This window comes from Clostridium nigeriense (assembly GCF_050585265.1).
Lineage (GTDB): Bacteria > Bacillota > Clostridia > Clostridiales > Clostridiaceae > Clostridium > Clostridium nigeriense_B.
The window spans coordinates 31,217-47,752 of sequence record NZ_JBNOOE010000017.1; the positions used below are offsets into that span (position 1 = coordinate 31,217).

Genomic DNA, 16,536 nt, shown 5'->3' on the forward strand with positions numbered 1-16,536 from the left:
ATGAAGATTAAAAAGCTTATAATTTCAGCCTTTGGACCCTATGCTGAAAGACAGGAATTAGACTTTGAAGCTAATCTTGATGGAAAGAATATGTTTGTTATAACTGGTAATACAGGAGCTGGAAAAACTACTATATTTGATGCTATAAATTTTGCACTATATGGAGAAGCAAGTGGAAGTGAAAGAGAAGGAAAGTCTTTAAGAAGTGATTTTGCTGATCTAACTACTCCAACGGAAGTGGAGCTTTGGTTTTCTCTAAGGGGAAAAAATTACTATATAAAAAGATCACCACAATATTTTAGGGCAAAACAAAGAGGTGAAGGTTTTACAGAAAGTAAGCCTTATGCAGAAATTAAGTTAGAAGATAAGACAGTTTCAGGACCAAAAGAAGTTACAAGATTAGTAGAAGAAATATTAGGAATAACCTGTGAGCAATTTAAGCAATTAGTTATGATTCCTCAAGGAGAGTTTAAAAAGTTATTAAATTCTGATAGTGATAAGAAAGAAGAGATATTTAGGAAAATATTTGGAACTAAAATATTTTCAGATATCCAACAAAATATTAAACTAGAAGCAAATAATCTAAAGAAATCTATAGAAGTAGTTCAAAGAGATAGAGAAAATAGAATTAGATCTTTTAGTTGTAGAAATGATGATGAAAATCTAATTAACATAATAAATAATAAGGACTTAAATATTGATTTAATTATGGATATGTTCAAAAATTCTATAATTAAAGATAAAGAAGAGGAAGAGATATTAAAGGAAAAATTAAATGTAATTAATGATGAAATTAATAATATCTCTAAAGAATTAGTATTAGCTAGAGAATCAAATAAAAAACTAGAGGATTTAGAAAAATATAAAGTTGAGCTTGAAAAATTAAATTTACTAAGGGATGAATATAAATTTAAAGAAGAAAAATTAAAATTAGCTAAAAAGGCACAAACAGCCTTATCCTTTGAAGAAAAATATGAAGAAAAGAAAAAATCCTTTAATAGGGTAAGAGAATCTTTAAAGATTAGTGAAGCTAATTTATTAAAATATAAAGAAGGTTTAGAGAAGGCAGATTTAAAGTTTAAAGAAGAAAGTAATAAAGAACCTTTAAAAAATCAATTAATTAAAAATTTAGATGAAATAGAAAAATTAAAAGAAAAATCTTTAAACTATTTAACTAATAAAGAAAAACTAGAGTTATTAAAATCTCAATCTAAAACTGTTGCTGAAAGAATTGTTATTATTAATAAGAATATAGATGAAAATTCTAGTAAGATTAAGATTTTATCTGAAGAGTTAGATAAGATAAGTAAACTAAAGGAAGATAGTAACAAATTAAAAATAGAAGAAATTAATTATGCTAGTAAAGAGGAAAAGCTAGATAAGCTTAGATCATCTTTAGATAAGTGTATAAAAGAATCATTAAGGCATGAAAAGGGAAGTAATTTTTATGAAGAAACTAATAAGGATTACTTAGATAAGAAGTCTGATTATGAAAAGCTAGAAGATATGTTTAGAAGAAATGTAGCAGGAATATTAGCAAAAGAATTAAAAGAAGGTGAGCGTTGTCCGGTTTGTGGATCAACTAATCATCCATCACTAGCAGTTCTTGAAGTAGATAGTGTAAATGAAGGGGCTGTAAAAGAGGCAAAGTTAAAAACAGAAGAAGCTTATAATACTAGAGAAAAATATTATAGGGAGCTTACTAAAATTAAGGCTGAAATAGATTCTCTTAAAAATGATTATATTAAGCCTTTATTTACTGAAATATTCAATGAGGATAATGTTGAAGATTTAAATATTAGCATTGAAAAGGTTAATGAGAATATAAGATTAATTAATGAAGAAGTAAATAAAGTAAAGAATAAAAAAAATGAGATGGAAAAAGAAATTTCAAAAGAAGTAGAAAAGAATAAGGAAAAACATGATATTGAAAAGTCTAATGAAATATTAAGATCAGAATTAGAAACTAAAAATAATGAACTTGTTATTATACAAGGAGAAGTTAAGTCCCAAGAAGCTAATTTAGATAATATAATAAAGGAATTTAATGGTGAAATTAAAACTATAGATGTTTTAGAAAAAGAAGAAGTAGAGATTAATAAAACATTAGATAAGTTAAAAGAAGATTACTCTAAGGCTGAAAAGTATTTTAACGATAGTAAAACTATATTTGATAAAGAAAATGGTAATAAGGTTTCTTTAGAATCTATGTTAAAAACCTTGGAAGAAGAATTAAACCTATCAATAGAAAAATTTAAAAATAAGGTTATTGAATTAGGTTTTAATGGATATAAAGATTACTCGGAAAGTAAAGTTACAGGGGAAGCTCTTGAGGTTCTTGAAAATAATATAAATCAATATAATATTAAGTTATCTAATGCAGAAAAAATTTATAATATCTCAGTGGAAGGATGCAAAGATTTAAAATTTACAGATATTAATTCTATTGAAGAATTATTAATATTAAAAAATAATGAAAAGAATAAGGAAGAATTAATAGAAAAAGATATTTATTTAAGAGTAAACCAAAATAGCAAAATACTTGAAGAGTGTAAAAGATTTAATAAATCAATAGAAGCTGATGAAGAAAAATATAAGACTGTTGGTAAATTAGCTAAGATAATTAATGGTGATAATCCAAGAAAAATTAGTTTTGAAAGATATGTGTTGGCTGCGTATTTTGAAGATATTATTGAGGCAGCTAATATAAGGTTTTCTCAAATGACTTGTAATAGATTTGAACTTTTAAGGAAAGAAGAACTAGGAGATAAAAGAAAAGGTCAAGGGTTAGATCTTGAGGTCTTTGATAATTATACAGGAAAATCTAGAGATGTTAAAACTCTATCAGGTGGAGAATCCTTTAAGGCATCATTATCAATGGCATTAGGTTTAGCAGATGTTGTACAAAGATATTCGGGTGGAATACAGTTAGATACTATGTTTATAGATGAGGGATTTGGTACCTTAGATCCAGAATCCTTAGATGCGGCAATAGAATGCTTAGTTGGACTTCAAGGTGATGGAAGAGTAGTTGGTGTAATTTCTCACGTTCAAGAATTAAAAGATAGAATAGATGTTAAATTAGAAGTAGTCTCAACAAATAAAGGAAGTAAAGCTGTATTTAAATAAAAAAATATTTATATTGTAACGAATGTTACCGAGTTAGTTCAGTAATATTAATATAATATAGCCATAAGATAAATAATTAGTCAGAAACAAGGGGGATTTGTTTTATGGAAAATAAGATGTTTTGTTTCCAATGTCAAGAAACAGCAGGATGTACAGGATGTACACAATTTGGAGTTTGTGGTAAATCACCAGATTTAGCAAGAATGCAAGATCTTTTAGTATATGTAAGCAAAGGATTATCAGAAGTTACAACTAGACTTAGAAAAGAAGGAAAAGAAATTTCAAGTGAAGTAAATCACTTTATAACTATAAATTTATTTACTACAATTACTAATGCTAATTTTGATGATGAAATATTCTATGAAAGAGTAAAAAGAGCTTTAGAATTAAAAGAAGACTTATTAAATAAATTATCAAATAAAGATGGTTTATCAGAAGCAGCATTGTGGAATGCTACTACTAGAGAAGAATATGATGAAAAATCAAAAGTAGTTGGAGTATTAGCAACTAAGGATGAAGATATTAGAAGTTTAAGAGAACTTATCACTTATGGATTAAAGGGATTAGCAGCATATATGAAACATGCTAATGAATTAAGTTATGATAATGAAGAAGTAAGCGCTTTTATGCAAGAAACTTTAGCTAAATTATTAAATAATAACTTAACAGTAGATGAATTAGTTGCCTTAACTTTAGAAACAGGTAAGGTAGGGGTAGATGGTATGGCTCTACTTGATAGTGCTAATACTGGAACTTATGGACATCCAGAAGTGACAAAAGTTAATATAGGTGTTAAAAATAATCCAGGAATATTAGTTTCAGGTCATGATTTAAAGGATTTAGAACAATTATTAGAGCAAACAAAAGGAACTGGAGTTGATGTTTATACTCACTCAGAAATGTTACCAGCTCATTATTATCCAGCATTTAAGAAATATGATCACTTTGTAGGAAACTACGGAAATGCATGGTGGAAGCAAAAAGAAGAATTTGAAAGCTTCAATGGACCAATTTTAATGACTACAAACTGTATAGTACCGCCAAAAGATAGTTATAAGGCTAGGGTATTTACAACTGGAGCAGCAGGATTCCCAGGATGTAAGCATATAGATGGAGTAGATGGAGAAACTAAAGATTTCTCAGAAATCATTGAGCTTGCTAGGAAATGTAAGGCTCCAACAGAAATAGAAAAAGGCGAAATCATTGGAGGATTTGCTCATAATCAAGTAATGCAACTTGCAGATAAGGTTGTAGATGCTGTAAAATCAGGAGCTATTAAGAAATTCTTTGTAATGGCAGGATGTGATGGAAGAGCTAAGTCAAGAAATTACTATACAGATTTTGCAAAGGCTTTACCAAAAGATACTGTAATATTAACAGCAGGTTGTGCAAAATATAAATATAACAAATTAGATTTAGGTGATATTGGTGGAATTCCAAGAGTTTTAGATGCAGGACAATGTAATGACTCATATTCATTAGCATTAATAGCATTAAAGCTTAAAGAAGTATTTGAACTACAAGATATAAATGATTTACCAATAGCATTTAATATAGCTTGGTATGAACAAAAAGCTGTTATAGTATTATTATCATTACTATATCTTGGCGTTAAGAACATACACTTAGGACCAACATTACCAGCTTTCCTTTCACCCAATGTTGCAAAAGTATTAGTTGAAAACTTTGGAATTGGTGGAATAACTAATGTTGAAGATGATTTAAAGATGTTTTTAGCATAAAATCTTAAAGTCATTGTAAAACTAAAGTGCTTAGTTTTACAATGACTTTTTTTATACAATTTGTTAAACTTAAAAATATAAAGAAAATAGTGGATAATATACAGTTTTAAGATTAGAAAATTATCAATACTAACTTAATATAAGAAAGGAATAAATTATGATAGAAGTTTTAAAAAACACCTGTTTTTTTAAGGGAATTTCAGAAGATGAGATAGAGGATATCTTAAAAAGTGAACTTTATTTAACAAGAGGATATAAGAAGAATGATGTAATAGCTAATCAAGGTGAGAAATGTAATAGTTTATCTGTAATCCTTGAAGGAAAGGCTGTTATACAAACTATATATGAAAATGGCAAGGTACTAACTCTATCTAATTTTAATGTTAGTGATGTATTTGCAGAGGCTCTTTTATTCTCTAAAGATAGGGAATATCCTGCAACTGTTATGGCAGTTGAAGACTGTAAGGTATTATCCTTCCCTAAGAAAAGTGTTTTAGGAATAATGCAGAAGAATACTAAATTTGCAGAAAATATGTTAGAACTATTATCTCAGAAGATAGTAATATTAAATAGAAAAATTAACTTAATAGAATTAGATTCTATTAGAAGGAAAATATGCAAAATACTACTAGACAATTATAAAAAATACGATAGTTATATTTATAAACTAGGATCTAAGAAAGAATTAGCAGAAGAACTTGGAATTCCGAGACCATCACTTTCGAGGGAACTTATTAAGATGAAAGAGATGGGACTAATTGATTTTAACTTGAAAGAAATTAAAATTATAGATCTTGAAGGTTTAGAGGATGAGTTTTTTATATAAGTTTTTGAATAGTAAAAAAATAAATTAAACAAAATATATATTTTTCATATAATTTATGGTAAAATTATACTATAATATATTTAATGTGCTGAGAGATATAGAGATAAGCATAAAAGTAAGATTTGCTCTTATTTTTATGCTTTTTTTGTTGTTTAAAAGCTGAATATAAGGGAAATATAAATATAATTTAGGGAGGTATTTTAATGTATGATGTAGCAATTATTGGAGCTGGAGTCATAGGAGCTTCAATATTTAGAGAACTATCTAAATTTAATTTAAAAGTTGTAATATTAGAAAAAGAAAATGATGTATCAATGGGAACTACAAAAGCAAACTCAGCAATAATCCATGCTGGATATGATCCTGAATATGGAACATTAATGGCTAAGTACAATGTTATAGGAAATGAGATGTTTGAAGATTTATGTAAGAAACTTTCTGTACCATTTAAGAGAAATGGGTCATTAGTTATTGCTTTTAATGATGCTGATATGGAAGTAATTAAACATCTTTATGAAAATGGAATTAAAAACAATGTAAAGGGATTAAAGATAATAAGTAAAGAAGAGGTTTTAGAGCTTGAACATAATATTAGTGATAATATTGTTGGAGCTTTATATGCACCAACAGGTGGGATAGTTGGACCTTTTGAATATACAATAGCCTTAGTTGAAAATAGTGTTGAAAATGGTGGAGAAGTTAAGCTGAATTCAGAAGTAATATCCATAACTAAGGAGGATGTATTTACAATTAAACTAAAAGATAGTAAAGAAATAAAAGCTAAATATGTAATAAATTCAGCAGGTGTTTATGCAGATAAAATTCATAATATGATTTGTGATGAAAGCTTTGAAATAATTCCAATTAGAGGCGAGTATTATGTTTTAGACAAGGATGAAGGAAAAAATTTTAGCCATACTATTTTCCAATGTCCATCAAAGGTTGGAAAAGGAGTTTTAGTTACTCCAACTGTACATGGAAATTTAATTGTTGGACCTAATGCTCAGGGAATAGATAATAAAGATTCAGTTAAAAACACTACAGAAGCCCTAGAGTTTATAAGAGAAACTGCTACTAGAACTACTAATAATATTAATTTTAGAAGTTCTATAAGAAATTTTGCAGGACTAAGGGCAGAGGCAGATATAGGTGATTTTATCATAGAAGAAAACAATAAAGTAAAGGGCTTTATAGATGTTTCTGGTATGAAATCTCCAGGATTATCAGCAGCACCAGCTATTGCAGAGGAAGTAGCTGAAATATTAAAAAACTCAGGACTTAACTTAGTTAAAAAAGAAAGCTTTAATCCATATAGAAAACAAATTAGATTTATGGAGTTATCTATAGAAGAAAAAAGAGAGCTTATTAAAAAGGATAAAAATTATGGAAGAATAATTTGTAGATGTGAAGAAATAACAGAAGGAGAAATTATTGATGCCATAAAAAGATCCTTTGGTACTATTTCTTTAGATGGGGTAAAGAGAAGATGTAGACCAGGTATGGGAAGATGTCAAGGCGGTTTTTGTGGACCTCGTGTACAAGAAATAATTGCCAGAGAATTAAATGTTCCACTTGAAAGTATAGTTTTAGAAAAATATGGATCTTATATTTTATCTGGGAAATCAAGATAGGAGTGATATTATGATATATGATTTAATTGTAGTTGGAGGAGGACCTGCAGGCCTAGCCGCTGCTTATGAGGCTTATATTAATGGGGTTAATAATATTTTAATTATAGAAAGAGATAAAGAACTGGGAGGAATATTAAATCAATGTATTCATAATGGTTTTGGCCTTCATACATTTAAGGAGGAGCTAACTGGCCCTGAATATGCAGATAGATTTATAAAACTTGTTAAAGATACAAATATAGAAGTTAAGCTAGATACTATGGTTTTAGAAATAGAAGAAGATAAAAAAATTCATGCGATAAATACTGAAGATGGATATATGATTCTAGAGTCAAAATCAATTATACTAGCAATGGGATGTAGGGAAAGAACTAGAGGAGCAATTGGTATTCCAGGAGATAGGCTATCGGGAATATTTACAGCTGGTGCTGCTCAAAGGTATATAAATATTGAAGGCTATATGCCAGGAAAAGAAGTAGTAATTTTAGGATCTGGTGATATTGGATTAATTATGGCTAGAAGAATGACTTTAGAAGGAGCAAAAGTTAAGGCAGTAGTTGAACTTATGCCTTATTCAAATGGATTAAATAGAAATATTGTCCAATGTTTAGAGGATTATGATATACCTCTTTATTTGTCTCATACAGTAATAGATATTATTGGAGATAATAGAGTAGAAAAGGTTATTATTTCAAAAGTAGATGAAAATAAAAAGCCTGTTAAAGGTAGTGAGATAGAATTTATGTGCGATATATTACTTTTATCAGTAGGGTTAATACCGGAAAATGAATTATCTAAAAAGGTTGGAGTTAACTTAGATAATAGAACAAATGGCTTAATAGTAACAGAAAGTATGGAAACTAATATTGATGGAATTTTTGCATGTGGAAATGTAGTGCATGTTCATGACTTAGTAGACTTTGTCACTGAAGAAGCCAGGCATACAGGAAAGGCTGTAGCTAAATATTTAAATAATAATTTAGAAAAGAAAGCTTATATTAATATTAAAAATGCTAATGGAATTAATTATACTGTGCCACAAAAAATATCTATTGATGATATAGAGGATAAATTAACTATTTTTATGAGAGTTAATAATGTTTATAAAGATAAGATTTTAAAAATTACATCAGGAGAAAAGATAGTTCAAATATTAAAGAAAAAACACTTAACTCCATCAGAAATGGAAAGAGTTATATTAAAAAAAGATTTATTAAAGGACTTAAAAGATGATATAGTAATATCTTTAGAAGAAGTTAATTAGGGGGAGAAAAATGGAAAAAGAATTAATTTGTATATGTTGCCCCATAGGATGTCACTTAAAAGTAAATATAGAAGAAAATAAAGTTATAGGTAATGGCTGCAAAAGGGGAATAAATTATGGCTTAAGTGAATTAACAAATCCAGTTAGAGTTGTAACTACAACAGTTAAAGTGAGAGGTGGAGAAAATATTCTTCTTCCTGTTAAAACAAAAGGTGAGATCCCTAAAGAATTAATATTTAAGTGTATGGAAGAATTGAAAAATATAGAAGTAATTGCACCAATTAAAATAGGAGATATTATTGTATCAAATATTCTAAATACAGGAATAGATATTGTAAGTTGTAGAGATTGTTTAATTTCGCAAAGCGAAATTTAAAATTGATAATGCAGTAGGCATTAGCAATTATCCATTATAAAAATGTTCGCATTTTCATCTATGTTATAAAATTGACAAAAAACATTAGTAAGGATAAAATTATATTAACTTTTTTTGGATATAAAATAATTAGATGAAAGTAGGAGATGAAGATTATGAAGGGGATTTTAACAGTAATTGGAAGAGATAAAGTTGGTATTATAGCAGGTGTTAGTAATGAGCTATTGAGATTAAATATCAATATTTTAGATGTTAACCAAACCATAATGGACAAGTATTTTACAATGATAATGATGTTAGATTTAAAGGAGTCAAATTCAAGTTTTGATGAAATTAAGAGTTCCTTGCTTTCTAAGGGAGAGGAATTAGGTGTTGAAGTTAAAATACAAAGAGAAGAAATATTTAATTCAATGCATACTCTATAATTGCATGATGGGGAGGTTAAGACATGAATAGTAATAATATATTAGAAACTATAAAAATGATAGAAGAAGAAAAATTAGATATAAGAACTATAACTATGGGAATATCTTTATTAGATTGTATAGATTCAGATGGAGATAAAGCTAGAGAAAAAATATATAATAAAATAGTAAGCAGTGCTAAGGATTTAGTGAAGGTTGGAAAAGAAATTGAAAATGAATTTGGAATACCAATAGTAAATAAGAGAGTTTCAGTTACGCCAATTTCTATAATTGCTGGAGCTACTGATGAAAAAGATTATGTTAAGTTTGCAGAAACTCTAGATAAGGCTGCTGAAGTTTTGGGTGTAGATTTTATAGGTGGATTTTCTGCCTTAGTTCAAAAAGGATATACTAAGGGTGATAAGATACTTATTAACTCTATACCTGAAGCATTAGCCAAAACTAGTAAAGTATGTTCATCTGTAAATGTGGGTTCATCTAAATGTGGAATAAATATGGATGCAGTTAAAGAAATGGGTGAAATAATTAAAAAAACTGCGGAATATACAAAAGATACTAAAGGTTTTGGATGTGCTAAACTTGTAGTATTTTGTAATGCAGTAGAAGATAATCCATTTATGGCTGGAGCTTTCCATGGGGTTGGTGAAGCTGATAAAGTAATTAGTGTAGGAGTAAGTGGACCTGGAGTTGTTCAAAGGGCTTTAGAAAAGGTTAAAGGTGAGTCTTTTGATGTAGTAGCGGAAACTATAAAAAAGACGGCATTTAAAATAACAAGAATGGGTCAATTAGTAGCAAAGGAAGCATCTGAAAGGTTAGGAGTGCCATTTGGAATAGTAGATTTATCATTAGCACCAACTCCTGCAGTTGGAGATTCTGTTGCTCATATATTAGAAGAAATGGGCCTTGAAGTAGTAGGAACCCATGGAACTACAGCAGCCTTAGCTTTATTAAATGATGCTGTTAAAAAAGGTGGAGTTATGGCATGTAGTCATGTTGGAGGATTAAGTGGAGCATTTATTCCAGTATCAGAAGATGCAGGAATGATAGATGCTGTATTGAATGGATCTTTAAATTTAGAAAAATTAGAAGCTATGACTGCAATTTGTTCAGTAGGATTAGATATGATAGCTGTACCAGGAGATACTCCAGCAGAAACTATAGCAGCTATGATTGCAGACGAGTCAGCAATAGGTATGATTAATAATAAGACAACTGCTGTAAGAGTTATTCCGGCTCCAGGATGTAAAGTAGGGGACTTAGTTGAATTTGGAGGATTATTAGGAACTGCTCCAGTAATGCCTGTAAATAAATATTCATCATCTTTATTTATTGATAGAGGTGGTAGAATACCTGCCCCAATTCACTCATTTAAAAATTAATATGAGAAATTTAAAATACTTATCAAAGCAAGGCTCAAATATTAAGCCTAATGAAGATAAGATAACTATATTAGATGGAGCAGCTTGGGTATTAGATGGAGCGACAGGTATTACAGGGAAAAGAGTTACAGATAAGGAAACAGATGCACTCTGGTATGTAGAATTTATAAATAATTATTTAAAAGAAAATATAAAATCTTCTAGAAGTCTTAAAGAAATAATGAAATGTGCAATTAAAGAAGTAAAGAAAAACTATAGTAAGTTTAATGGATATAAGAACCTAGAAGAAGCAGATTATCCATGTGCTGCCATAGCCCTAGTAAGATTTACTGATAGGGAGCTTGAATACTTTGTTCTTGGAGATTGTACACTTATATTAAAGGAAAAAGGAAAAAATCCAGTAGAGATAGTTAATAAAGAGTTAATAGACTTAGAAGAATATATTTTAAATAGAATGGTAGAAGTAGCAAAGAAAAATAAAATATCAATTTTAGAAGCTAGAAAACATTGTGGTGATGAGGTCCTTAAGGTTAGAAAAAAGAAAAATACATTAGATGGATACTGGATATTAGAATTAAATGAAGAAGCTATAGATAAGGCTTTATATGGTAAAATTTTAATATCTGAAGAATTAGATATCTGTTTAACATCGGATGGATTTTCTCAGTACTACGATACTTTTAATTTAGCTAAAGGATATGATGAATTTATAAACATAGTAAAAAGTATAAATATAGATGATTTATATGATAACTTATATACTAGTCAAGAAAAAGATGATGAATGCAATTTATTTCCAAGACTTAAGAAGAGAGATGATTCTAGTATAATATTCTTTACCATTTAGAAAATAATCTTAAATGGAGATGAAATTAAAATAGTAATATAGAAATTTGAAGGATGTATGATTTATTAAATAATAAAAAGCCTAGATAAGGAATTTCCTTAAACTAGGCTTTTTTTACTTATTAGCTATTGGTAGAGAAATATAATTTTTTACTGTTTCTAAAACAGAGTCGTCTCCAACGTATACAATTATATCTCTTTCATTTATTATAAAATATGGTCCTGGTGATAAGAACATATCTCCATTTCTTTTAACTGCAATAATAGTAGCTTTTGTATTATGCCAAAAGTCTAACTCACCGATGCTTTTCCCTACGGCAATACTATCTTTTTCAACTATGCTTTCAAAAGGAATAATAGAACCAACGTTTCTAAGTTGAGTTGCAAATTCAATTATTGAATTAATATTTTTTTCTAATTTATCATCTATTTCTTTTCTCTTTTTTATTAGTTCAAAAGTTTCATTATTCAAATATGTAAAATCTGATTTAGTCTTAAATTTATTTAAAAACTCTTTTGCTGAGATCTTGTCATTAATTATAATTCCACTTTTCTCATTAATAGTAACAACATTCATATCTTTAAGTAGAGCTAATGACCTTCTGATAGTCTCTGGAGATACGTTATATATACTAACTAAAGTTGTTCTACCTGTTATTTTTTCACCTTCAATAAATTCATTATTTATAATTCTATAAGCTATATCTATAGCTATTTTTATGTAGTTAGGTGTTTTGGTTTGTTTAGACAAAATTATCAACTCCTTTACATACAAATTCTAGCACAGAAAGGTAGAAAGTAAAACATTAATTAGTTTATATATGTAAAATAAAGAAAATATAATAAATAAAGAGAATAATAATTATTTTTTAAGTAGATAATTTTAATATATAAACAGTTATTTAATGTAAATTTATATAGTTAACTTATTACTTTAAATGGCTATTTCATTGAATTTGAGTTTTACTTAGCCTATAATTGAAAGAGAAAACTAAGATAGAGGTAATTTGTATGGAGAAAGAAGGTTTAAGATTAGAAAAAGAGATTCTTAAGGATAAAAGAAAAAAGATAAATGAAGAACTTATAGAAAAGAAAAGAAGTTATGAATTTATAGATGAAAAACTTAAGAATTTAAGAAAAGAAGCAAAAGGAAGTTATAGTGAAGAAAAGGAAACTACAGAAAAAATATATTCTGTATTAAAAAAAGACATTCAAAATTATGAAGAAGCAATTAAGGTCCCTTACTTTGGAAGAGTAGATTTTAGGGAAGCAAAGGGAGAAAATGAAAATATTTATATTGGTAAACAGTCAGTAAGTTCAAGTCTAGATGGAGAAGAAATAGTAGTAGATTGGAGAACTCCAGTAGCAGATCTTTATTATAGTGGTACTGGTGGATATGCATATTATAAATCACCAAATGGAATAATAGAAGGTAACTTGTCTTTAAAAAGAAAATTTTTATTTAAAGAAGACTCACTACAAGAAATATTTGATGAAGGAATTAACGAAATAATAGTAAAAAGTGGATTAGAAGAAAATGATTTAGTAGATGAATTTCTAAAGATTAATCTAGAGGAAAGTAGAGGGAAAAAGTTAAAGGAAGTAGTAGCAACTATCCAAAAAGAACAAAATGATATTATAAGATGGCCTAAGAATTTACCTATTATAGTACAAGGATCAGCAGGTTCAGGTAAGACAACAGTTGCTTTACATAGATTAGCTTATTTAATTTATAGATACTCAGAAACTATAAGAGGGAAAGATATATTAGTTTTAGCACCTAATAAATTATTTTTAGATTATATTTCAGATATACTTCCAAACCTAGGAGTAGATGAAGTAAATCAAACTACCTTTCAAGATTTGTCTCTAAAGCATTTGAAATCTAGATATAAAATCAAGGGTAAAGATGAGAAAATAAGAGAAATAATTGAATGTAATGACCTTGAAAAATGTAGATTTATTGTAAATTCATCTAAGATTAAGGGAACATTAGCATTTAAGTCTATAATAGATAGATATATTTCTTTATTAGAAAGTGCTTCTGTAGATATAGCTGATATTACTATAGATAATTATGTCTTATTTGGTAAGAGAGAGATAATGAGACTTTATTTAAAGGACTTAAAGTCATATCCAATTAATAAAAGAAAAGATGAAATAAAGAGATATTTAAATTTAAAACTTAAAGAAAAAATTGAGGTCCTTTGTCTTCAAGTAGATTTAGATTGGGACATAAAAATTAAGGAAGTTAAAAGAGAAATTGAAGATGGTGACAAAAGAAGAGAAAAACTTATTAAAATTTATTCAGAGAGAGATAGTATCAAGGATAATATAAAAAATAACTCTAAAAAAATTATGAATGAGTATTTTAAAAACTGGAGAGGAATAACCTCAAAAGATATATATTTTGATCTATTTAGAAATGAAGAATTTTTTGAAATTGCTTCATTAGGAAATATTCCTGAAGAACTTTCAGAATTTATGAAGGAAGAAATAGAAGTTAATAATAGTAAAGGAATAATAGATGAAGATGATTTAGCTCCATTGTTATATATAAATATGCTTTTAGAGGGAGTTGAAGAAAAAGAAAAATATTCACATATTGTAGTAGATGAAGCTCAAGATTATAATCCATTTCAAGTATATCTAATAAATAAATTAACTAAGGGAAATTCTTTAACATTAGTTGGCGATATTGCTCAAGGAATTTATTACTATAAAGGTTTAAAGAATTGGGAAGATATAGTGGATAAAGTATTTGAAGGAAAAGCTACATATATTCAACTAACACAAAGTTATAGATCTACTGTAGAAATAATAGATTTTGCAAATGGTGCTTTAGAAGCACAAAAATTGAATTTAAAAAATGCAAGACCTGTTTTAAGACATGGAGAAAAGCCTAAAATTATTAAATGTAATGAGTCAAAGGAAGCTGCTAAAAAAATAGAAGAAATAGTTTATGAAGTTAATAATAAAGGTAAAAAAAGTATAGCAATTATTACTAAGACTTTAGAAGAAGGAAAAGTCTTGGAAAGACTTATTAAAAAGGTAACAAATCTAAAAATTTCCTTAGTAAAAGGTAATGAAAAAGAAAATAATGAAGATATAATAATAATTCCATCTTATTTAACTAAGGGATTAGAATTTGATGCAACTATAATATATAATCCAAGTGAATTTCTTTATAAAGATAATATACTAGATCAAAGGCTTCTATATGTTTCACTAACAAGAGCGTTACATTATGAATATTTAATTGAAATTGATAATTTAACTAAATTGATAAAACCTTAGATTTTAAAAACTAACTTAAAGTGCATTATAAAGTAGGAATATACAATAAATAGTCGAATTTTATATTTGTTTGACTAGTAATTTTATGGTAAAATATTACTAAGGAAATGAACTACTAGATTAAAATTGGAGGCAGGGAAATGTTACAGGAAAAATTAAAAGAAAACATCTATTGGGTTGGAGTTAAAGACCCTAAATTAAAAGTATTTGACATAATAATGGAAACAAAAAAAGGAACAACCTATAACTCCTATGTAATTAATGATGAGAAGGTAGCAGTAGTTGATACTGTAAAAACTGGATTTTATGATGAATTTAAAAAAAATTTGGTATCTGTTATTGGAGATAAAAAAGTCGATTATGTTATAGTTCAGCATACTGAATTAGATCATAGTGGTTCTCTAATTAAATTAATTTCAGATTATCCAGAAGCAAAGATAGTTGGAACAAAAGCAGCTATAACTTATTTAAAAAACATTTTAAATAGAGACTTTGATTATGTTGAAGCTAGAGAAGAAATAAATCTTGGAGAAACTACTCTTAAATTCATTACAGCACCAAATTTACATTGGCCTGATACAATGTTCACTTATGTAAAAGAAAGAAAATTATTATTTACATGTGATTTTACTGGATCACATTATTGTCCTGAAGGTGGTATTACCTCAAGTTTAGACGAAGATTACTTTGTTGAAATGAAGTATTATTTTGATTGTATTATGGGACCATTTAAGAGATTTGTATTAATGGGACTAGATAAAATCAAAGACTTAGATATTGAATGTATTGCCACAAGTCATGGCCCTGTACACGTTGAAAATATTGATAAGATACTAAATCTTTATAGAGAATGGGCAACAGAAGAAAAAATAGATGATAAAAAGGTGGAAATTTTCTATATTTCAGCTTATGGAAATACAGAAGATATGGCTAAATTCCTTAAAGAAAAAGTTGAAGCTAAGGGATATAAGGCTGATATTACCGAAATAACTTCAATTCCACTAGAGGAGAGTATAGCTAAAATAGAAAGAGCTAAGGGATTTATGATTGGCTCTCCTACAATAAATCAAGATGCAGTTAAACCATCTTGGGATTTATTATCTCTAGTTAGCCCTATTGTTAATAGAGGAAAAGCAGCGTTAGCTTTTGGTTCGTTTGGTTGGAGCGGAGAAGGTGTAAAAATGCTTACAGCTAGACTTAAGGATTTAAAACTTAAAGCTGTAGAGCCAGGTTTATCTTTCTGTTTTGTACCTTCAGAAGAAGATTATAAAAATGTAGAGGAAGTAGTAAATAAATTTATAGAATTAATGTAATAAAAAAGTGTAACTATTAATTTTGCTTATTCCGTCGCTATTCTCCAAGTCATCACAAAATTAATAGTTACACTTCAAAGCTGAAGGAAGGAAATTATAAAATGTTATTCATAGGGTAACATATTTATAATTTCCTAAAGAATAAGAAGGTTGTTGAGAAGCTATTTTAATATGGTTTTTCAACAACCTTTTACTTTTTTTAAACTGTCATTAGTTAATTGTAATACTCATATAATAAAATGTATTTATATAAAATAATTTATTTTCAAATTTTATTCCCTAAACAGCTATTAAAAGAATATCTATAT

The 16,536-nt window shown here is 27.8% G+C and carries 12 protein-coding genes; 11 read left to right on the forward strand and 1 reads right to left on the reverse strand.

Annotation, left to right across the window (positions count from 1 at the left end):
• The 9 genes from ACQPVP_RS13890 to ACQPVP_RS13930 all read left to right on the forward strand — a co-directional run bounded on the left by ACQPVP_RS13890 (window position 1) and on the right by ACQPVP_RS13930 (window position 11,619).
• The gene (locus tag ACQPVP_RS13890; RefSeq protein ID WP_430850903.1) at window positions 1-3,129 is read left to right on the forward strand and encodes an AAA family ATPase; all 3,129 of its coding nucleotides are present in this window, start codon (window positions 1-3) and stop codon (window positions 3,127-3,129) included.
• Between the two features lie 104 nt (window positions 3,130-3,233).
• On the forward strand, window positions 3,234-4,871 hold the full coding sequence (gene hcp, locus ACQPVP_RS13895) for a hydroxylamine reductase (protein ID WP_430850905.1): 1,638 nt from the start codon (window positions 3,234-3,236) through the stop codon (window positions 4,869-4,871).
• Window positions 4,872-5,028: 157 nt separating this feature from the next.
• On the forward strand, window positions 5,029-5,697 hold the full coding sequence (locus tag ACQPVP_RS13900; protein WP_430850907.1) for a Crp/Fnr family transcriptional regulator: 669 nt from the start codon (window positions 5,029-5,031) through the stop codon (window positions 5,695-5,697).
• A 203-nt stretch (window positions 5,698-5,900) separates the two neighbouring features.
• A complete protein-coding gene (locus tag ACQPVP_RS13905) occupies window positions 5,901-7,328 on the forward strand; it encodes an NAD(P)/FAD-dependent oxidoreductase (RefSeq protein ID WP_430850909.1) in 1,428 nt (475 codons plus the stop codon).
• A gap of 10 nt (window positions 7,329-7,338) precedes the next feature.
• On the forward strand, window positions 7,339-8,592 hold the full coding sequence (locus ACQPVP_RS13910) for an NAD(P)/FAD-dependent oxidoreductase (RefSeq protein ID WP_430850911.1): 1,254 nt from the start codon (window positions 7,339-7,341) through the stop codon (window positions 8,590-8,592).
• Window positions 8,593-8,602: 10 nt separating this feature from the next.
• A complete protein-coding gene (locus tag ACQPVP_RS13915; protein ID WP_430850913.1) occupies window positions 8,603-8,968 on the forward strand; it encodes a DUF1667 domain-containing protein in 366 nt (121 codons plus the stop codon).
• 155 nt (window positions 8,969-9,123) lie between these two features.
• Window positions 9,124-9,393, forward strand: coding sequence for an ACT domain-containing protein (locus tag ACQPVP_RS13920; RefSeq protein WP_430850915.1), 270 nt, complete (start codon window positions 9,124-9,126; stop codon window positions 9,391-9,393).
• Window positions 9,394-9,416: 23 nt separating this feature from the next.
• Entirely contained in the window at window positions 9,417-10,772 is a 1,356-nt protein-coding gene (locus ACQPVP_RS13925) for a PFL family protein (protein ID WP_430850917.1), read from the forward strand.
• Window position 10,773: 1 nt separating this feature from the next.
• Window positions 10,774-11,619, forward strand: a complete 846-nt coding sequence (locus ACQPVP_RS13930) for a protein phosphatase 2C domain-containing protein (RefSeq protein ID WP_430850919.1) — start codon at window positions 10,774-10,776, stop codon at window positions 11,617-11,619.
• A 114-nt stretch (window positions 11,620-11,733) separates the two neighbouring features.
• Here ACQPVP_RS13930 and ACQPVP_RS13935 read toward each other — a convergent pair whose 3' ends face one another.
• Window positions 11,734-12,369: a TrkA C-terminal domain-containing protein gene (locus ACQPVP_RS13935; protein WP_430850921.1), complete on the reverse strand. Its 636-nt coding sequence runs from the start codon at window positions 12,367-12,369 to the stop codon at window positions 11,734-11,736.
• A gap of 260 nt (window positions 12,370-12,629) precedes the next feature.
• On the opposite strand from ACQPVP_RS13935, the gene helD reads away from it, so the two are divergent.
• A complete protein-coding gene (gene helD, locus ACQPVP_RS13940; RefSeq protein WP_430850923.1) occupies window positions 12,630-14,915 on the forward strand; it encodes an RNA polymerase recycling motor HelD in 2,286 nt (761 codons plus the stop codon).
• A gap of 140 nt (window positions 14,916-15,055) precedes the next feature.
• Window positions 15,056-16,228: an FprA family A-type flavoprotein gene (locus tag ACQPVP_RS13945; RefSeq protein ID WP_430850924.1), complete on the forward strand. Its 1,173-nt coding sequence runs from the start codon at window positions 15,056-15,058 to the stop codon at window positions 16,226-16,228.
• Window positions 16,229-16,536 lie beyond the last annotated feature (308 nt).